The 15,555-nt window shown below is 72.1% G+C and carries 15 protein-coding genes; 7 read left to right on the top strand and 8 right to left on the bottom strand.

Annotated features, from left to right (window positions below; all coding sequences use genetic code 11):
- The 3 genes from PSH25_RS31105 to PSH25_RS31095 form a co-directional block, all read right to left on the bottom strand.
- The coding region (locus PSH25_RS31105; protein ID WP_238662449.1) for a universal stress protein at nucleotides 1–408 on the bottom strand (408 nt) is incomplete at its 3' end.
- An 11-nt stretch (nucleotides 409–419) separates the two neighbouring features.
- Nucleotides 420–2,813, bottom strand: a complete 2,394-nt coding sequence (locus PSH25_RS31100; RefSeq protein ID WP_238662448.1) for a phosphoketolase family protein — start codon at nucleotides 2,811–2,813, stop codon at nucleotides 420–422.
- A gap of 67 nt (nucleotides 2,814–2,880) precedes the next feature.
- Complete coding sequence (locus PSH25_RS31095) at nucleotides 2,881–3,741, bottom strand: universal stress protein (RefSeq protein WP_238662447.1); 861 nt, start codon at nucleotides 3,739–3,741, stop codon at nucleotides 2,881–2,883.
- A 152-nt stretch (nucleotides 3,742–3,893) separates the two neighbouring features.
- On the opposite strand from PSH25_RS31095, the gene PSH25_RS31090 reads away from it, so the two are divergent.
- The 6 genes from PSH25_RS31090 (at nucleotide 3,894) to PSH25_RS31065 (ending at nucleotide 9,182) form a co-directional block, all read left to right on the top strand.
- Nucleotides 3,894–4,130 carry an HTH domain-containing protein gene (locus PSH25_RS31090; protein ID WP_007457155.1) on the top strand — a complete coding sequence of 79 codons (237 nt, stop codon included), beginning with the start codon at nucleotides 3,894–3,896 and terminating at the stop codon, nucleotides 4,128–4,130.
- A complete protein-coding gene (locus PSH25_RS31085) occupies nucleotides 4,130–4,708 on the top strand; it encodes a Clp protease N-terminal domain-containing protein (RefSeq protein ID WP_238662446.1) in 579 nt (192 codons plus the stop codon). The genes PSH25_RS31090 and PSH25_RS31085 overlap by 1 nt, the downstream gene beginning before the upstream one ends.
- Before the next feature lie 93 nt (nucleotides 4,709–4,801).
- Nucleotides 4,802–5,806, top strand: coding sequence for a diacylglycerol/lipid kinase family protein (locus PSH25_RS31080; RefSeq protein WP_238662445.1), 1,005 nt, complete (start codon nucleotides 4,802–4,804; stop codon nucleotides 5,804–5,806).
- A complete protein-coding gene (locus PSH25_RS31075) occupies nucleotides 5,799–6,800 on the top strand; it encodes a YihY/virulence factor BrkB family protein (protein ID WP_238662444.1) in 1,002 nt (333 codons plus the stop codon). Before PSH25_RS31080 ends, PSH25_RS31075 begins: the two co-directional genes overlap by 8 nt.
- Nucleotides 6,801–6,870: 70 nt before the next feature.
- Nucleotides 6,871–8,361 (top strand): phosphatase PAP2 family protein, encoded by a 1,491-nt coding sequence (locus PSH25_RS31070; protein ID WP_238662443.1) that lies wholly within the window; start codon nucleotides 6,871–6,873, stop codon nucleotides 8,359–8,361.
- An 11-nt stretch (nucleotides 8,362–8,372) separates the two neighbouring features.
- The gene (locus PSH25_RS31065; protein ID WP_238662442.1) at nucleotides 8,373–9,182 is read left to right on the top strand and encodes an endonuclease/exonuclease/phosphatase family protein; all 810 of its coding nucleotides are present in this window, start codon (nucleotides 8,373–8,375) and stop codon (nucleotides 9,180–9,182) included.
- A gap of 137 nt (nucleotides 9,183–9,319) precedes the next feature.
- Here PSH25_RS31065 and PSH25_RS31060 read toward each other — a convergent pair whose 3' ends face one another.
- Together PSH25_RS31060 and PSH25_RS31055 are read right to left on the bottom strand one after the other, a co-directional pair.
- Entirely contained in the window at nucleotides 9,320–10,195 is an 876-nt protein-coding gene (locus PSH25_RS31060) for an alpha/beta fold hydrolase (RefSeq protein WP_238662441.1), read from the bottom strand.
- Nucleotides 10,192–11,154, bottom strand: coding sequence for a TIGR03557 family F420-dependent LLM class oxidoreductase (locus PSH25_RS31055; protein ID WP_238662440.1), 963 nt, complete (start codon nucleotides 11,152–11,154; stop codon nucleotides 10,192–10,194). The genes PSH25_RS31060 and PSH25_RS31055 overlap by 4 nt, the downstream gene beginning before the upstream one ends.
- Before the next feature lie 374 nt (nucleotides 11,155–11,528).
- Here PSH25_RS31055 and PSH25_RS31050 point away from each other — a divergent pair, with 374 nt between their 5' ends.
- Nucleotides 11,529–12,875: a cellulase family glycosylhydrolase gene (locus PSH25_RS31050; RefSeq protein ID WP_238662439.1), complete on the top strand. Its 1,347-nt coding sequence runs from the start codon at nucleotides 11,529–11,531 to the stop codon at nucleotides 12,873–12,875.
- 55 nt (nucleotides 12,876–12,930) lie between these two features.
- Here the strand turns inward: PSH25_RS31050 and PSH25_RS31045 are convergent, their stop codons facing one another.
- The 3 genes from PSH25_RS31045 to PSH25_RS31035 all read right to left on the bottom strand — a co-directional run bounded on the left by PSH25_RS31045 (nucleotide 12,931) and on the right by PSH25_RS31035 (nucleotide 15,491).
- Entirely contained in the window at nucleotides 12,931–13,251 is a 321-nt protein-coding gene (locus PSH25_RS31045) for a DMT family transporter (protein WP_238662438.1), read from the bottom strand.
- A 572-nt stretch (nucleotides 13,252–13,823) separates the two neighbouring features.
- Nucleotides 13,824–15,086, bottom strand: a complete 1,263-nt coding sequence (locus tag PSH25_RS31040; RefSeq protein WP_274528207.1) for an RNA polymerase sigma factor — start codon at nucleotides 15,084–15,086, stop codon at nucleotides 13,824–13,826.
- 3 nt (nucleotides 15,087–15,089) lie between these two features.
- Nucleotides 15,090–15,491, bottom strand: a complete 402-nt coding sequence (locus PSH25_RS31035; RefSeq protein ID WP_238662436.1) for a YciI family protein — start codon at nucleotides 15,489–15,491, stop codon at nucleotides 15,090–15,092.
- Nucleotides 15,492–15,555: the final 64 nt, after the last annotated feature.

The following is a 15,555-nucleotide window of genomic DNA, read 5'->3' as shown; positions in this document are numbered from 1 at the left end:
GGCGTGCGCGGCGACCGACACCGCCGTCGACCCGGCCAGCAGGCCGCCGAACCCGCCGTGGCCTCGGCTGCCGAGCACCAGCAGCCCGGCCTCGGCCGAGCGTTCCTGCAACACCAGCGCGGGCGGCCCGTCGTACACCTCGCCGGTGATGTGCAGCCCCGGGTTGGCCGCGGCGGCGTCCGCCGCGGCCTTGCGGACCAGGTCGTCGACCTGCCGGCGGGCGGTGTCGTCCGGCCACACGCCGGGGGCCACGCCCGGGCCGACCCAGCTGGCCACGGTCAGCCATTCGAAGACGTACGCCAGCCGCACCGGCTGGCCGCTGTGCCGCGCCTCCTCCACGGCCCAGTTCAGGGCCACCGAGGCGTCGGTGGAGCCGTCGTAGCCGACCAGGATCTCCGCGTCGCGCACGTCGTTCTCCTTCAGGGGGTGGTCGGGTCGGTTTCCCGGATCCAGCGCCACTCGGCGACCTGGGGGTCGTCCTCGCCGTACTGGCGGGTGTAATCGCGGGCCGCCTGCCGGGCGTCGACCATCCGTTGGCGCAGGTGCGCGGCGCTGGCGGCCAGCCCGGGCACCCGGTCGATGACGTCGATGACCAGGTGGAAGCGGTCCAGGTCGTTGAGCATCACCATGTCGAACGGGGTGGTGGTGGTGCCCTCCTCCTTGTAACCGCGCACGTGCAGGTTCTCGTGGTTCGTACGGCGGTAGGTGAGTCGGTGGATCAGCCACGGATACCCGTGGTACGCGAAGATGACCGGCCGGTCCTCGGTGAAGATGGTGTCGAACTCGTTGTCGGTCAGGCCGTGTGGGTGCTCGGTGTCCGGCTGGAGTCGCATCAGGTCGACCACGTTGACCAGGCGCACCCTCAACTGCGGAAGGTTCTGCCGCAGCAACTCGACGGCGGCCAGCGTCTCCAGGGTGGGTACGTCTCCACAGCAGGCGAGCACCACGTCCGGCTCGGTGCCGCCGTCGTTGCTGGCCCACTCCCAGATGCCCAGGCCACGCCGGGTGTGCTGGATCGCCTCGGTCATCGTCAGCCAGTTCGGCGCGGCCTGCTTACCGGCCACCACCACGTTGATGTAGTGCCGGCTGCGCAGACAGTGGTCCATCGTGGCGAGCAGCGTGTTCGCGTCCGGCGGGAGATAGACCCGCACCACCTCTGCCTTCTTGTTGACGACGTGGTCGATGAAGCCCGGGTCCTGGTGGGAGAAGCCGTTGTGGTCCTGCCGCCAGACGTGGCTGGACAGCAGGTAGTTCAGCGAGGCGATCGGCTGCCGCCAGGGGATCGCCCGGGTCACCTTCAACCACTTGGCGTGCTGGTTGAGCATCGAGTCGACGATGTGGATGAACGCCTCGTAGCTGGTGAACACGCCGTGCCGGCCGGTCAGCAGGTAGCCCTCCAGCCAGCCCTGGCACAGGTGCTCGGAGAGCACCTCCATGACCCGCCCGTCGGGGGAGAGGTGGTCGTCGCCGGGCACCCTGGCGGCCACCCAGACCCGGTCGGTCACCTCGAACGCGGCACCCAACCGGTTGGACGCGACCTCGTCCGGGCCGAACAGCCGGAAGGTCTCCGGGTTGGCGCTGATGACGTCGCGGATCCACGGGCCGAGCACCCCGGTCGCGCCGGCGATCGGCGTACCCGGTTCCGGAACCTCCACGCCGTAGTCGCGGAAGTCCGGAAGGGTCAGGTCGCGCAGCACCACGCCGCCGTTGGTGACCGGGTTGGCGCTCATCCGCCGGTCACCGCGCGGCGGCAGCGTCAGCAGCTCGTCCACCGGCGCGCCGGTCGCGTCGAACAGCTCCTCCGGACGGTAGCTGCGCAGCCAGTGCTCCAACTCGGCCCGGTGCGCCGGGTTGTCGCGTACGCCCGACAGCGGCACCTGGTGGGCCCGGTAGGTGCCCTCCACCTGGTTGCCGTCGACCTCACGCGGGCCGGTCCAGCCCTTCGGCGTCCGCAGGACGATCATCGGCCAGCGGGGGCGTTCGACGACGCCCCCGGAGCGGGCCCGCCGCTGGATCTCGGCGATGTCGTCCAGCACCCGGTCCAGCGTCGCCGCGAGGGTTCGGTGCACCTGGGCGGGCTCGTCGCCGACCACCACGTACGGCTGGTAGCCCGATCCGCGCAGCAGGTCGAGCAGGTCGGTCTCGGGGATCCGGGCCAGCACGGTCGGGTTGGCGATCTTGTAGCCGTTGAGGTGCAGGATGGGCAGCACCGCGCCGTCGCGCGCCGGGTTGAGGAACACGTTGGAGAGCCAACTGCCGGCCAGCGGCCCGGTCTCCGCCTCGCCGTCGCCGATCACGCAGGCCACCACCAGGTCCGGGTGGTCGAAGGCGGCGCCGTAGGCGTGGCTCAACGCGTACCCCAGCTCGCCGCCCTCGTGGATCGAACCCGGCACGTCCGCCGCGACATGGCTGGGGATGCCGCCGGGGAAGGAGAACTGGCGGAAGAGCCGGGACATCCCGGCCTCGTCGCGGGCCACGTCGTGGTAGCGCTCCGACCAGGTGCCCTCCAACCAGGTGTTGGCCACGATGGCCGGGCCGCCGTGGCCGGGGCCGGTGACCAGCATGGCGTCGAGGTCGCGCGCCACGATCACCCGGTTGAGGTGGGCGTAGATCAGGTTGAGGCCGGGGCTGGTGCCCCAGTGCCCGAGCAGTCGGGGCTTGATGTCGTCGGGGGTGAGCGGGTCCCGCAGCAGCGGATTGTCCAGCAGGTAGATCTGCCCGACGGTGAGGTAGTTCGCGGCGCGCCAGTAGGCGTCCAGCCGGCGCAGCTCGTCGTCGGTGAGGGCGCCGTGCACGTCGAGAGCGGTGTCCATCTTGCTGCCTCTCGCGGGTAGGAGTGGGGCGTCCGGCGTCCGGCCGGGCCGCTGCGGACGCTCCGGGTCAGGGCCGTTGGTCCCCCGCCGGGCGGGCGCCCGGCCCGGTCAGCGGCGCCTCGGCCAGGCCGCGGACGACGACCACCGGGGCCGGGGAGTGGTAGAGCAGGGACTGGGCGACCGCGCCCAGCATCGCGCGGGCCGGTTCGTCGCCGCGGGCGGCGACAAGCGCCACCTGCGTGTTGCGGGACGTGTCGATCAGCACCTCGGCGGGGTCACCGCGCACGACGCGGCACTCGATGGGCACCGAGCTGTGCCGGTCGGTGTGCCGGGCCAGTGCTTCGCTGAGCTGCTCGGCGACCGCGTCGGTGTCCTCGTCGTACTCCACCACCCGCAGCGCCAGCAGCCGGGCGCCCCGGCGGGCCGCGCACTCCACGGCCCACTGCAGGGCGAGGTGTGAGCTGGGTGAGCCGTCCACGCCCACCAGCACCGGGCCCTGCGGGGGCGGCTCCCGGCGGACCACCAGCAGCGGGCAGCCGGCCCGTGCGGCCAACTGCACGGCAGGCGTCTCGGCCGGGACGCTCTGGCCGCTGCCCGCCATTCCGCTGTCGCCGACGGCCAGTAGGAAGGCCACCTCCGAGCGGCGGATGAGGGTGGGCAGCATGGAGCTCTCGACGATCTCGCCACGGACGGTCAGCCCCGGCTCGGTCTGGTGGGCGAGGTGCACGGCCCGGGTGATCAGATTCTCGGCCTGGTCGCGGGGTGCGGCGACGGTGTCCGCGGCGAAGGCCGCGTGCCAGTCGAAGGTGTGCAGCAGGTGCAGTGGCCGGCCGTGTCCGGCGGCCTCCTGCGCGGCCTGTTCGACGACCGGGAGGTCGAGTTCCGACCCGAGGCCGACGAGCACCGCTGCGTCGGCGGCTACGGCCATCCGATATCACCTCCCGGGCGTCGCGCCCGGCACGACCAAGTTGTCCCTGACCGAGGGTAGTCGGATGAGCACGGCAGCGGGTCGGATCGGCCGCGCCCACCTCTCGTCAACCAGGGTTGACACCGCAGGGGTTGTCAACGTATGTTGACGGCATGAGTCAGGCGACAGAACTCGCGGCGGCAGCCGGCAGCACCGACCCCCGGGTCGGGCTGCGCGCCGTCCGCGCGCTTCGCCGGCTGCTCGAGCGGCTCGAGGTGGTCCAGGTGGACAACGCCCGACGACAGGGCTGGTCCTGGCAGGAGATCGCCGACGCGCTCGAGGTCAGCCGGCAGGCCGTGCACAAGAAGCACGCCGGGCGACCGGCGGTCAACTCATCCTGGGAGGCGTGATGTTCGAACGGTTCACCGACCGGGCGCGCGACGTGGTGCGACGGGCGCTGGAGGAGGCGCGGGTCGAGGGCCAGCGGCCGGTCGGCACCGAGCACCTGCTGCTCGCCCTGCTCGCCGACGACGCCGGGCTGGCCAGCCGGGTGCTCGCCGACGCCGGGGTACGCGCCGACGACCTGCGCGAACGCGTCCGTCGGCACACCGCCAACGGCAGCGCCGGCCTCGGCGACGCGGACGCGGCGGCCCTGCGGGAGATCGGCATCGACCTGGCCGCGATCGTGGCCCGCATCGAGCAGTCCTTCGGCCCGGACGCGCTCCGGGAGGCGGTGCCGGCGCCGCGCCGCCGCTGGGGGCGTAAGCGGTACCTCGGCGGCCCGTTCTCGCCCCGCTCCAAGAAGGTGCTGGAGCTGTCCCTGCGGGAGGCCCTGCGCCTGCGCCACCGCCACATCGGCACCGAGCACATCCTGCTCGGCGTGCTTCGGGAGGGAAACGGGCTGGGCGCGTTGGTGCTCACCGAGGCCGGGGTCGACCTCGACGATCTGCGCCGGCGGGTGGAGCTGGCACTGCGCGCGGCGGCATGACGGGAGGGCTCGTCCCGAAACCTGTCTGTGGCACTTCCGACGCGCGCCGGTCGCCGGGTCGCTGAAGCTGTCCCGGTGCTGCACACTGGCGCCGTGGATGCTGGACAGGACAGGCGGCCCTCGGGCGGCGACGGCGGGTTGCGCTCCGCCGTGGTGGTCAACCCGGTCAAGGTCGACGATCTCGACGAGTTGCGTCGTACCGTCGACGACGCCCTGACCGCGGCCGGTTGGCCCGCGCCGGAGTGGTACGAGACGACCGTCGACGACCCCGGTCGCGGTCAGACCGAGCAGGCCGTCAAGGCCGGCGTCGACCTGGTCTTCGCCTGCGGGGGCGACGGCACCGTGATGTCCTGCGTCAGCGGGCTGGTCGGCACCGACGTGGCCCTCGCCGTGCTGCCGCAGGGCACCGGCAACCTGCTCGCCGCCAACCTGGGCCTCTCCACCGACCTGGCCGCCGGCCTGCAGGTCGCTGTCGAGCGCGGCCGACGGCTGCTCGACGTCGGCGCTGTCGAGGACAAGTACTTCACCGTGATGGCCGGCATGGGCTTCGACGCCCAGATGCTCGAAGCCACGAACGAGACCACCAAGGCCCGCATCGGCTGGCCGGCGTACGTGATGGGTGCCGCCCGTCACCTCCGGGACCGGCCGATGCGGGTGCAGATCCGCATCGACGACCGGCCGCCGGTGCGCCGTCGGGCCCGTTCGGTCCTGATCGCCAACGTCGGCCGGCTGCAGGGCGGCGTGACCCTGCTGACCGAGGCCGAGCCGGACGACGGCTGGCTCGACGTCGCCGTGCTCACCCCGCGCAACCTGCGGCACTGGCTTGCGCTCGGCTGGGCGGTGATCCGCCGCAGCGGCCGGGTGCCGCAGCTCGAGGTGTTCCGGGGCCGGCGGGTGGTGGTCACCAGCAACCGGGCGCAGCCTCGGGAGTTGGACGGCGACCTGATCTCCCCGGGCCGGCAGCTGCGGGCGGAGGTCCGGCCCCAGGCGCTCTGGCTCTGCGTCCCCCAGCCCGAGGACGCCCCCGACCTGGCCGTGGACGCGCAAGGCGCCGGGGAGCGGGGCGAGCAGCTCATCGAGGACGCGCACCGTGAGTAGCACCCGGATCGTTCCCGAGACCCGGTTGATGGCCGACGAGGAACTGTCCGCCGACGACGCCTGGCGCACCCTGCGCCGGCAGGGCGGCTGGCACCTGCTGCGGGACGCGTTCATCCGGTTCCGCTACGGCGACGGGTTCAGCCACTCGCGGGCCTTCGCGCTGCAACTCTGCCTCGCCGTGGTGCCGTTCATGATCGCCCTCACCGGTCTGATCAGCGAGCTGGGCGTCGAGGAGGGCGGCCAGGTGGTCGCCGACACCGTGCTGGCGCTCACCCCCGGCCAGAGCGCGCAGATGGTCGGTGAGCTGCTCGGCGAGGGTGAACGCGTCGAGGACGCGGGAGAGCTGGCACTCACCCTCGGTCTGCTCACCGGCCTGGTCGCGCTCACCACCACGATGGCCCAGATCGAGCGGGGCGCCAACCGCATCTACGGCGTCGAGCGGGACCGCCCGGCGCTGCGAAAGTACCTGCGGGCCGCCGTCCTGGCCGTCACCGCGGGCCTGCCCGCGCTCGCCGGCTTCCTGATCCTGGTCGGCGGTGGCGCGATCGGCGACTCGGTCCGCGAACACTACGAGTGGGGCGAGCTCGCCCACGGCATCTGGGACGTGATCCGCTTCCCACTGAGCCTCGCGCTGACCGTCGTCGCCGTCGCCGTGCTGTTCCGACACGCGCCGCGGCGCAACCAACCCGGCCTGTCCTGGCTGTTGTTCGGTGCCGCCATCGCCACGGCGCTGTGGTGGCTGGCCAGCCTGCTGCTCGCCGCGTACGTGCGGTTCAGTGACGGCTTCGGGCAGACCTACGGCGCCCTCACCGGCATGATGGCGCTGCTGCTCTGGGCCAACCTGACCGGGATGGCGCTCTTCGGTGGGCTGGCCTTCGCCGCCCAACTGGAGGCGCTGCGCATCGGTGTGCAGGAGCCCGCCCAACCGGACCTGTGGGAGCCCGACCCGGACCGCGCCGAGCTGTACGACACCGGGGACATGTCGGCGCTCTAGCGGCACCGGCGTGTACGACAGACGCGGATCGGGTAAAGCGCCTCGCCAGAGACGACAAGGGAGGTGCGGGGTGACCGCGGTCAAAGAGGTGGCCCGCCGTCCGCTCGGTCATTTCGCCGAACGGAGCGTTGCTGGTCTGGTGGCCGTCACCGGCGCCGGGGTGGCCTTCGGGCTGCTGTTGTTGCTCGTCCGGGGGCGGTGGAGCCCGCTGCAGGACGCCGACCACGCGCTCGCCGAGTGGTTCAACGGGCTCGTCGCCCCGCACCACGCGCTGGTCACCGTGCTCCAGGCGGTCACGGACCTGGGCGGCCGGCCGATCCTCATCTGGCTGGTCACCATCGCCGTGGTCGGGCTGCTGATCCGACGGCAGCCCCGACTCGCCGTCTACCTGATCATCACGGGGGTCGGTGGCCTGATCCTCGACCCGTCACTGAAGACGCTTGTCGGCCGGCTCCGCCCGGTCGTGGACGTGCCGGTCGCCAGCGCGCCCGGCAACAGCTTCCCGAGCGGGCACGCCCTCGGCTCGTTCGTCGCGTACGGAGCGCTGCTGCTGGTGTTCCTGCCGGCGATGGCGCCCCGCTGGCGCAAGCCGGCCATCGTCGGGGTCGGTGTGCTGGTGGCGCTGGTCGGCCTGACCCGGATCGCGCTCGGCGTGCACTTCGTCTCCGACGTGCTGGCCGCCTGGCTGCTCGGGGCCGCCTGGCTGGGCGTCACCGCGTACGCCTTCCGACTGTGGCGGCGGGAGCGGGGTCGGCCGGTGCCGCCGCTGACCGAGGGCCTGGAGCCGGAGGCGGGGCACGACATCGCCCCCGCCCCGGCCGAGGAACACGTGTTGGCCCACCCTCGCTCGGCGGTGGCCGAGCTGCTGGTCGGCTGGGTGATCGTGTTCGGCGCGCTGTACGGCTTCGGCACGTACGTCAGCTACCACGCCAAGGGCACCTTCTTCGACACCCTCGACACCGAGGTGCCTCGGTGGTTCGCCGAGCGGCACGCCGAGGTGCTGACCGACGTCAGCTGGTGGTGGAGCAAGTTCGGTGACACCCATGCCATCCTGCTGATCTCGCTGGTGTTCTGCCCGCTGGTGCTGGCCGTGTGGCGGCGCTGGCGTCCGGTGCTCTTCGTGGCGCTGGCGATGGTGGGTGAGCTGACCCTCTTCCTCGCGTCGGCCCGCGCGGTCGACCGGCCGCGTCCGCCGGTGGAGAACCTGGACGGGCAGATGCCCACCTCGTCGTTCCCGTCCGGGCACATCGCGGCCACCATCTGCGTCTGGCTGGCGATCACCCTCATCGTGTTCCCGCGTACCGACCGGTGGTGGCGTTGGGTCTTCGTGGCGCTGGCCGTGCTCATGCCGGTCGGTGTGGCCACCTCCCGGATGTACCGGGGGATGCACCACCCGACCGACTTCATGGGCGCGATCCTGCTCTCCGCGCTCTGGATCGGGCTGCTCTACCTAGTGATCCGTCCGAACGAGGACCTGAAGGAAGGCAACCAACCGGCCATCGAGTCGGAGGACGTGGACACCCTCGACGACGAGCTGGCGCGGGCCGGCCGAGCCGACTAGGCGCCGCCGTCGTGCTGCGGGTGATGACCTGGAACATCCGCACCGGCGGCCGGGATCGCGGCGGCTCCGACCGGCTGGACCAGGTGGTCCAGGTCGTCGACGAGCAGGCACCGGACGTGCTGGCCCTGCAGGAGTTGCGCGGCTTCGACCGGGACGGGCTGATGGCCACCGTGGCGGGCCGGGTGGGGATGATCCCCCACCTGGCCCGGTCCTGCTTCGGGCAGCCGGTGGCGGTGCTGGTCCGGCCGCCGTACCGGGTCGTCGACGCGGGGCCGGTGCGCCGCCCGTTCCACCACGCCGCCGCCCGCGTCGTGGTGGCCACGTCCGCCGGCCCGTTCACCGTGCTAGGCACCCACCTCTACCCGTACTCCGGGGGCCGGCGGCGGATGGAGGTCGACTGGCTGGTCGCCGCGATGCGCCGCCACCAGGGGCCGCTGACGCTGGTCACCGGTGACCTCAACTCGCTCGACCCAACCGTCGACCACACCGCCCGCCTGGCCGGGATGCCGGCCCTCTACCGGCGGCGGCACCTGCGTCGCTCCGGTGGCGCCGTGGACACCCGCGCGATTGCCCGGCTGCTCGCCGCCGGCCTCGTCGACCTCTGGCCGTCGGGCAACGTCGACGCACCGGAGGCCGCCGGCCACACCGTGCCCACCCGACTGGGCGGGGCCGAGTTCGCCGGGATGCGGCTGGACTACCTGCTCGGCAGCACCGCGGTGGCGCAGCGGACGCACGACTGCCGGGTCATCCGCGACGGCGCGGCGGCCACGGCCTCGGACCACTACCCGCTGCTCGCCACGCTGGATTTGTCTCCCGGGTGAGGCGTGCGCGGCTCAGAGCACCAGGTTCAGCAGGACGGTCAGCACCACCGATGCCACGATCGAGAAGAGGATCATCAGGAGGCAGCCGAGGCCCCCACCAAGCGGGCGGATCTCCGTGTTGCCGAAGCGCATGACGTTCACCTGTCCGTGAGTGCGGGATGAGGGGCGAGCAGGTGCCGGATCGCGTCCGCGACGGCCGTCGGGGCGGTCGTGACCACGTTGTGCGCGGCACCGGGCACGACCACCAGGGTCGCCTCCGGCACCAGCCGCGCCGCCTCGTCCCGCCACCGTTGCGGCACGACCGGGTCGCGATCGCCGGTCACGACGACGGTCGGCGCGCTGACGCGGACGAGGTCCGCCTCGATCGCGTTGCGCACCGAGTGCGACAGCGTCGCGAGGACCCGCCAGGGCCGGGCGTTCCAGACGTCCCGCACCAGGATCGGGGCCTGCAGCGGCGCCTCACGCAGGCTGTCCACCAGCCAACGACCGAACTGGTCCCGTCGGGACCGGGCCGCCGGGTCAGTCGTCGGCCCGGCCAGCACCAGCGCGCGTACCGCGTCCGGGTGGGTCGCGGCGAGCGCCGCGGTCACCTCCGCGCCGAACGAGTGCCCCAGCAGGCAGACCGGCGGCAATTGGTACGCGGCCAGCCAGGCGGCCAGGTGGTCCGCGTGCCGGCGTACGTCGTACGCGCCCCGGGGGTGTTCGGACAGCCCGAAGCCGGGCAGGTCCGGCACGTACACCGGGTTGGTGGCGGCGAGCGCGACGGCCAGCGGGGTGAGATACCGGTGCGAGACCGCCAGGCCGTGTACCAGCACCACGGGTGGCGCTCCGGTCCCCGGGTCGGCGCTGCGGCGGGTGTGGGTGCGCAGTCCGTCGACGACCCGCCACTCGCTGGTCAGCCCGCCGACTGGCCGGGGCGCGGCCATGGCGAGCCGCAGCTCGGCCGGCCCGAACCGGCCGACGGCGGTGCGGCCGGTCGACCCGGGCGGTCGGGGGGTCAGGCTCCGGTTCACAGCTCACGCAACCGGGGCAGCAGCTGCTCCTGTGCCCAGTCCAGGAACATCGGTTGGGTCTCCCCGCCGACCTGGATGATCGCCACGTGGGTGAAGCCGGCGTCGACGAACTTGCGGAACGCCTCGACGTGCGCGTCCACATCCGGACCGCAGGAGACTCCCTCGGCGACGTCCTCCTCCCGGACGAACTGGGTGGCGGCGGCGAAGGAATCCGGGCCGGGCAGGTCGGCGTTGACCTTCCAACCCATCCCGGACCAGCGGAACTGGTCGTGCACGATCTTGCGGCACTCCGCCTCGTCAGGGCCGTAGCAGATGGCCACCTGGCCGTAGCGGGGCTGGCCGGCGCCGCCGGCGTCGTCGTACATCTCGATGATGTGCCGGTCGGGTTCGGTGGAGATGAGGCCGTTGCCGTACTCGGCGGCCAGCGTCGCGGACTGCCGACCGGACGCGGCGACGGCCATCGGCACCGGGCGTTCCGGGCGGTCCCAGATGTAGGCGTCGGGCACGTCGAAGTGGTTGCCGGAGAAGGTAAGCGTCTCCCCGTTGAGCAACGGCCGGATGATCTGCAACGCCTCCTCGAACATCTCGTGCCGCTGCTGGACGTGCGGCCAGCCGCCGACCACGTGCTCGTTCAGGTTCTCCCCGGCGCCCAGGCCGAGGGTGAAACGGCCGTCCGAGAGGGCCCCGATGGTGCTGGCCTTCTGCGCGACCACGGCCGGGTGGTAGCGGCGGATCGGGCAGGTCACGAAGGACATCAGCTCCGCGCGGGAGGTGGCGTGGGCGACCGCGCCGAGCACCGACCAGGCGTACGGGGAGTGGCCCTGGGAGTCCAACCAGGGGTAGTAGTGGTCGGACACCACCAGTTGGTCGAAACCAGCCGCCTCGGCGCGTACCGCATGGTCCACCAGCTGCTTGGGCCCGGCCTGCTCGCTCATCAGGGTGTAGCCGACGCTGACCATCCTGGTATCCCCTCTCACCGACGGATCGTTCCCGGGATACCCCGGTGCACGACGGTCAACCCTCTCGTCCGGTTCGACTGCCGCGGCGCTTGACGGATCGGGGCCGCCTGCCTACCGTCGCTCTTAACCGGTTAAGAGCCGGGTGTGGCGCACATCCTGTGGTGGGGATGACCGCCCCGTGACGGCCCGCGTCCGCGTGGGCCGTTGCGGCTGTCCGGGCTGTGGGGCCGCCAACTGAACCGGTTGCGAAGGCCAAGCCATCGTCCTACGCTGATGCGTGCGCCGGGAGCCGGGCGCGGCTGCCGGGCTGCAGCCGCCTTCCCTGTCACGTCCCCACCCCTGTCGGGCACCGGGGGTCCTCCCTGAGGAAGGCCATGAAGACTCGACTCTCCGCCGCCGGCGCGACCCTGCTCGCGTTGCTCGTCACCGTGCTGGCGTTCGGCCAGCCGGCGCACGCCGCCGCCGGCTTCTCCGTCGCCGGAGGCAAGTTGTACGACGCCAACGGCGCCGAATTCATCATGCGCGGCGTCAACCACGCGCACACCTGGTACCCGCAGCAGACCAGCTCGTTCGCCGACGTCAAGGCGCTCGGCGCGAACACCGTGCGGGTGGTGCTCTCCAGCGGCGACCGGTGGACCCGCAACACCAGTGCCGACGTCGCCAACGTCATCTCGCTCTGCAAGGCCAACCGGCTGATCTGTGTGCTGGAGGTGCACGACACCACCGGGTACGGCGAGCAGAGCGGCGCGATCACCCTCGACCGCGCCGTCGACTACTGGCTCAGCCTCGCCGACGTCCTCTCCGGCCAGGAGAGGTACGTGATCGTCAACATCGGCAACGAGCCGTACGGCAACCAGAACTACGCCTCGTGGGCCACCGACAACGCCAACGCGATCAAACGCCTGCGGGCCGGCGGGCTGACCCACACGATCATGGTGGACGCCCCGAACTGGGGGCAGGACTGGTCGTTCACCATGCGCGACAACGCCGCGTCGGTCTTCGCCGCCGACCCGGCCCGCAACATCGTGTTCTCCATCCACATGTACGGGGTGTTCGACACCGCCGCGGAGATCAGCGACTATCTGGGCCGGTTCCGCTCGGCGGGCCTGCCCATCGTGGTCGGCGAGTTCGGCTTCAACCACTCCGACGGAAATCCGGACGAGGACACCATCCTCGCGTACAGCCAGGCCAACGGGATCGGCTGGCTGGGCTGGTCGTGGAGCGGCAACGGCGGCGGCGTCGAGTATCTCGACCTGGCCACCAACTTCAACCCGGCGAGCCTGACCGACTGGGGTCAGCGCCTCTTCAACGGCGCCAACGGCATTCGGCAGACCGCCCGCGAGGCCAGCGTCTTCGGCGGCACCCCACCGCCGACGACGCCCCCTCCGACCACCCCGCCCCCGACCACGCCCCCTCCGACCGGTGGTTGCACGGCGACGTACACGGTGACCAACCAGTGGCAGGGCGGCTTCCAGGGTGAGGTGCGGGTGACCGCCGGCGCGAGGGCGATCACCGGCTGGACCGCAGGCTGGGCCTTCGCCAACGGCCAGCGCGTCACCCAGTCCTGGAATGTGGGCCTCACCAGCAGCGGAACGACGGTGACCGCCCGCAACACGGACTACAACGGACGGCTGGCCGCCGGGGCCAGTGCCAGCTTCGGCTTCCTCGGCAGTTGGACCGGCACCAACAGCCTGCCGGCGGTGAGCTGCACGGCGAGCTGACCGTCGGACCGGTGGTCGGGTCCGCGTCGGACCCGGCCACCGGAACCCGTCCCGGTCAGTGCTCCCCGGTCAGGTTCACGATGACCACCCCGGCGATGATCAGCGCGATGCCGGTGAGCTTGGTGAGCCCCACCGACTCACCCAGGAACACCGCCCCGATCGCCACGATGGCGGCGGTGCCCAGACCCGACCAGAGGGCGTACGCCACACCCACCGGGATCTCCTTGACGGCCTGCGCCAGCAGGAGGAAAGCCAGTGCGTAGCCGCCGAGGCACGCCACCGTCGGCCAGAGGCGACTGAACCCGGCGGTGCTCTTGATCAGGCTGGTCGCCAGCACCTCGGCGAGGATGGCGATCCCCAGCAGCACGTACGCCATGCGTCCCCTCGGTCCGTCGTGGTCGATGAGCCCGTCGCCGCCCAGGCTAGCGCCGGCGATGTCCCCGCCCGGCCGACCCGCCCACCTCCGATCGACGTCCAGCCAACCCGTCGCGTGGCGTCCGTGCGGCCTGTCCATGTGGGGTCCGTGCGACCTGTCGACGTGGCGTCCGCGCGGCCGATGGTGACGTCCGTGTGCCCCCGGCATCTGTCACAGAACGCCTTTGGAGCTGATGTCACAAACGAATCGGATGTGGCGAGGAATCAGACCTCGTCAGCGGAGGGCCGTGCGTCCGGCACCCGTCCTGGTGGATGAATCGTTTACGGCATCAGCTCCAAAGGCAGCCGGCACACCCGCCCGCCCACCGCGGTTGGCCGCGCCGTCGCCGTTGGCCGCGCTGCCGTCCTGGGCCGCGCTGCCGTTTCCTCGCGCCGGGCGCCCCCGGTAGGGGCGGGGGAGAGGGCTGGCAGGGTAGATCTTGGACACTTTCCGTTCCGCGCTAACGGAAACTGTCCAAGATTGCCAGTAGCCGTCGGGTCGAGCCGCGCGGGAGGACCAGTTGATCCCTGTCGTTACGGGAGGTCGACGGACTCGGCGGCCAGTCGGGCTGCTCGCATGGTCAGGTAGAGCTGTTCGGGACGGCTGCTCGTGCGGGCGGCGGCGATCCGGTAGTCGGCGATCGCCTGGGCCTGGTCACCGGCCATCTCGTGCAGGTGGGCGCGGGCGGCGGCGAGTCGGTGCTGTCCGGCCAACTGCGGGTCGTGGGTCAACGCGTCGATGGCGGCCAGGCCGGCGGCCGGGCCGTGCACCATGGCCGTCGCCACGGCCCGGTTGAGGGCCACCACCGGGCTGCCGACCATGCGTTCCAGGACGTCGTAGAGCGCCAGGATCTGCGGCCAGTCGGTCTGCTGAGTGCTCGACGCCTCGTCGTGCAGGGCGGCGATGGCGGCCTGCACCTGGTACGGGCCGACCGGCCCACGCGGCAGGGTCCGGGTAACAAGTGCGACGCCCTCGGCGATCGCCGCCGCGTCCCAGCGGCTGCGGTCCTGGTCGGCCAGTGAGATCAGCTCGCCGGAGGGCCCGGTCCGCGCCGGGCCGCGTGCCTCGGTGAGCAGCATCAGCGCCAGCAGCCCGGCCGATTCGCTGTCGTTCGGCAGCAGCGTGTGCAGCGCGCGGGTCAGTCGGATCGCCTCCGCCGCGAGGTCGATGCGGCGCAGGTCCGGGCCGGTGGTGCTGGTGTGCCCCTCGGTGAAGATCAGGTAGAGCACCTGCCGCACGGCGACCAGCCGGTCCGCCCGATCCGCCGGCTCGGGCATCCGGAACGGCAGCCCGGACGTCTTGATGCGCTGCTTGGCCCGGCTGATCCGCTGCGCCATCGTCGCCTCGGGCACCAGGAACGCGCGGGCGATCTCGGCGGTGCTCAATCCGCCGACGGCGCGCAGGGTCAGCGCCACCGCCGACGCCGGGGCGAGCGCCGGGTGGCAGCAGAGGAAGAGCAGGACCAGCGTGTCGTCCCGCTCGGCGGTCAACTCCTCGTCCGGGGCTGGCGCGTACCCCCGGTCGTCCGGATCGCGGCGGGCGACCAGGTCCTCCCGGCGGCGTCGGGCCTGCTCACCGCGGACCAGCTCGATCATCCGGCGGTACCCGACCTGGATCAGCCAGCCACGGGGGTTCGCCGGCAGCCCCTCGGTCGGCCACTGGGTGGCGGCGGCCAGCAGCGCCTCCTGCACCGCGTCCTCGGCGGTGGCGAAGTCACCGAAGCGGCGGCTGAGCACGCCGAGGACCTGCGGCGCCAGCTCGCGCAGCAGGTCCTCGACGTGGGGATCGGTGTTCAGCCCTCACAGCTCCTGGGACGGGGCGGACATCACCGGGTGCACCTCGATCGGCATGTTCAAGGGCCGGCCACCGGGGCCGGGCGCCGTGGAGATGTACGCGGCCAGCTCCACGGCCCGCTGCGGGCTCTCGCAGTCGACGATCCAGAAGCCGGCCAGGAACTCCTTCGTCTCGGCGAACGGCCCCTCGGTGACCACCGGCGTCCCGCCCTCACCAGCCCGGACGATCCGGGCCTGCTGCGGGCCACCGAGACCCTGCGCGTCGACCCACTCGCCGGCGGCGGTGAGCTTGGCGTTGACCTCGCCCATGAAGGCGATGTGCGCCCGGACCTCGTCCTGGGTCCAGGTGTCGATGCTCGGGAAGTCGGTCCCGGCGGCGCTGAACTGCATCAACAGCATGTACTTCATAGTTGGCTCCTCACACCTGCGCACCCTCGTCGGTGCTCTCACCCTGAGGTAGAAGCAGGCCCCG

The organism is Micromonospora foliorum (genome assembly GCF_022229015.1).
Classification (GTDB): domain Bacteria; phylum Actinomycetota; class Actinomycetes; order Mycobacteriales; family Micromonosporaceae; genus Micromonospora; species Micromonospora foliorum.
This window is presented reverse-complemented; position numbering and strand designations above follow the sequence as displayed.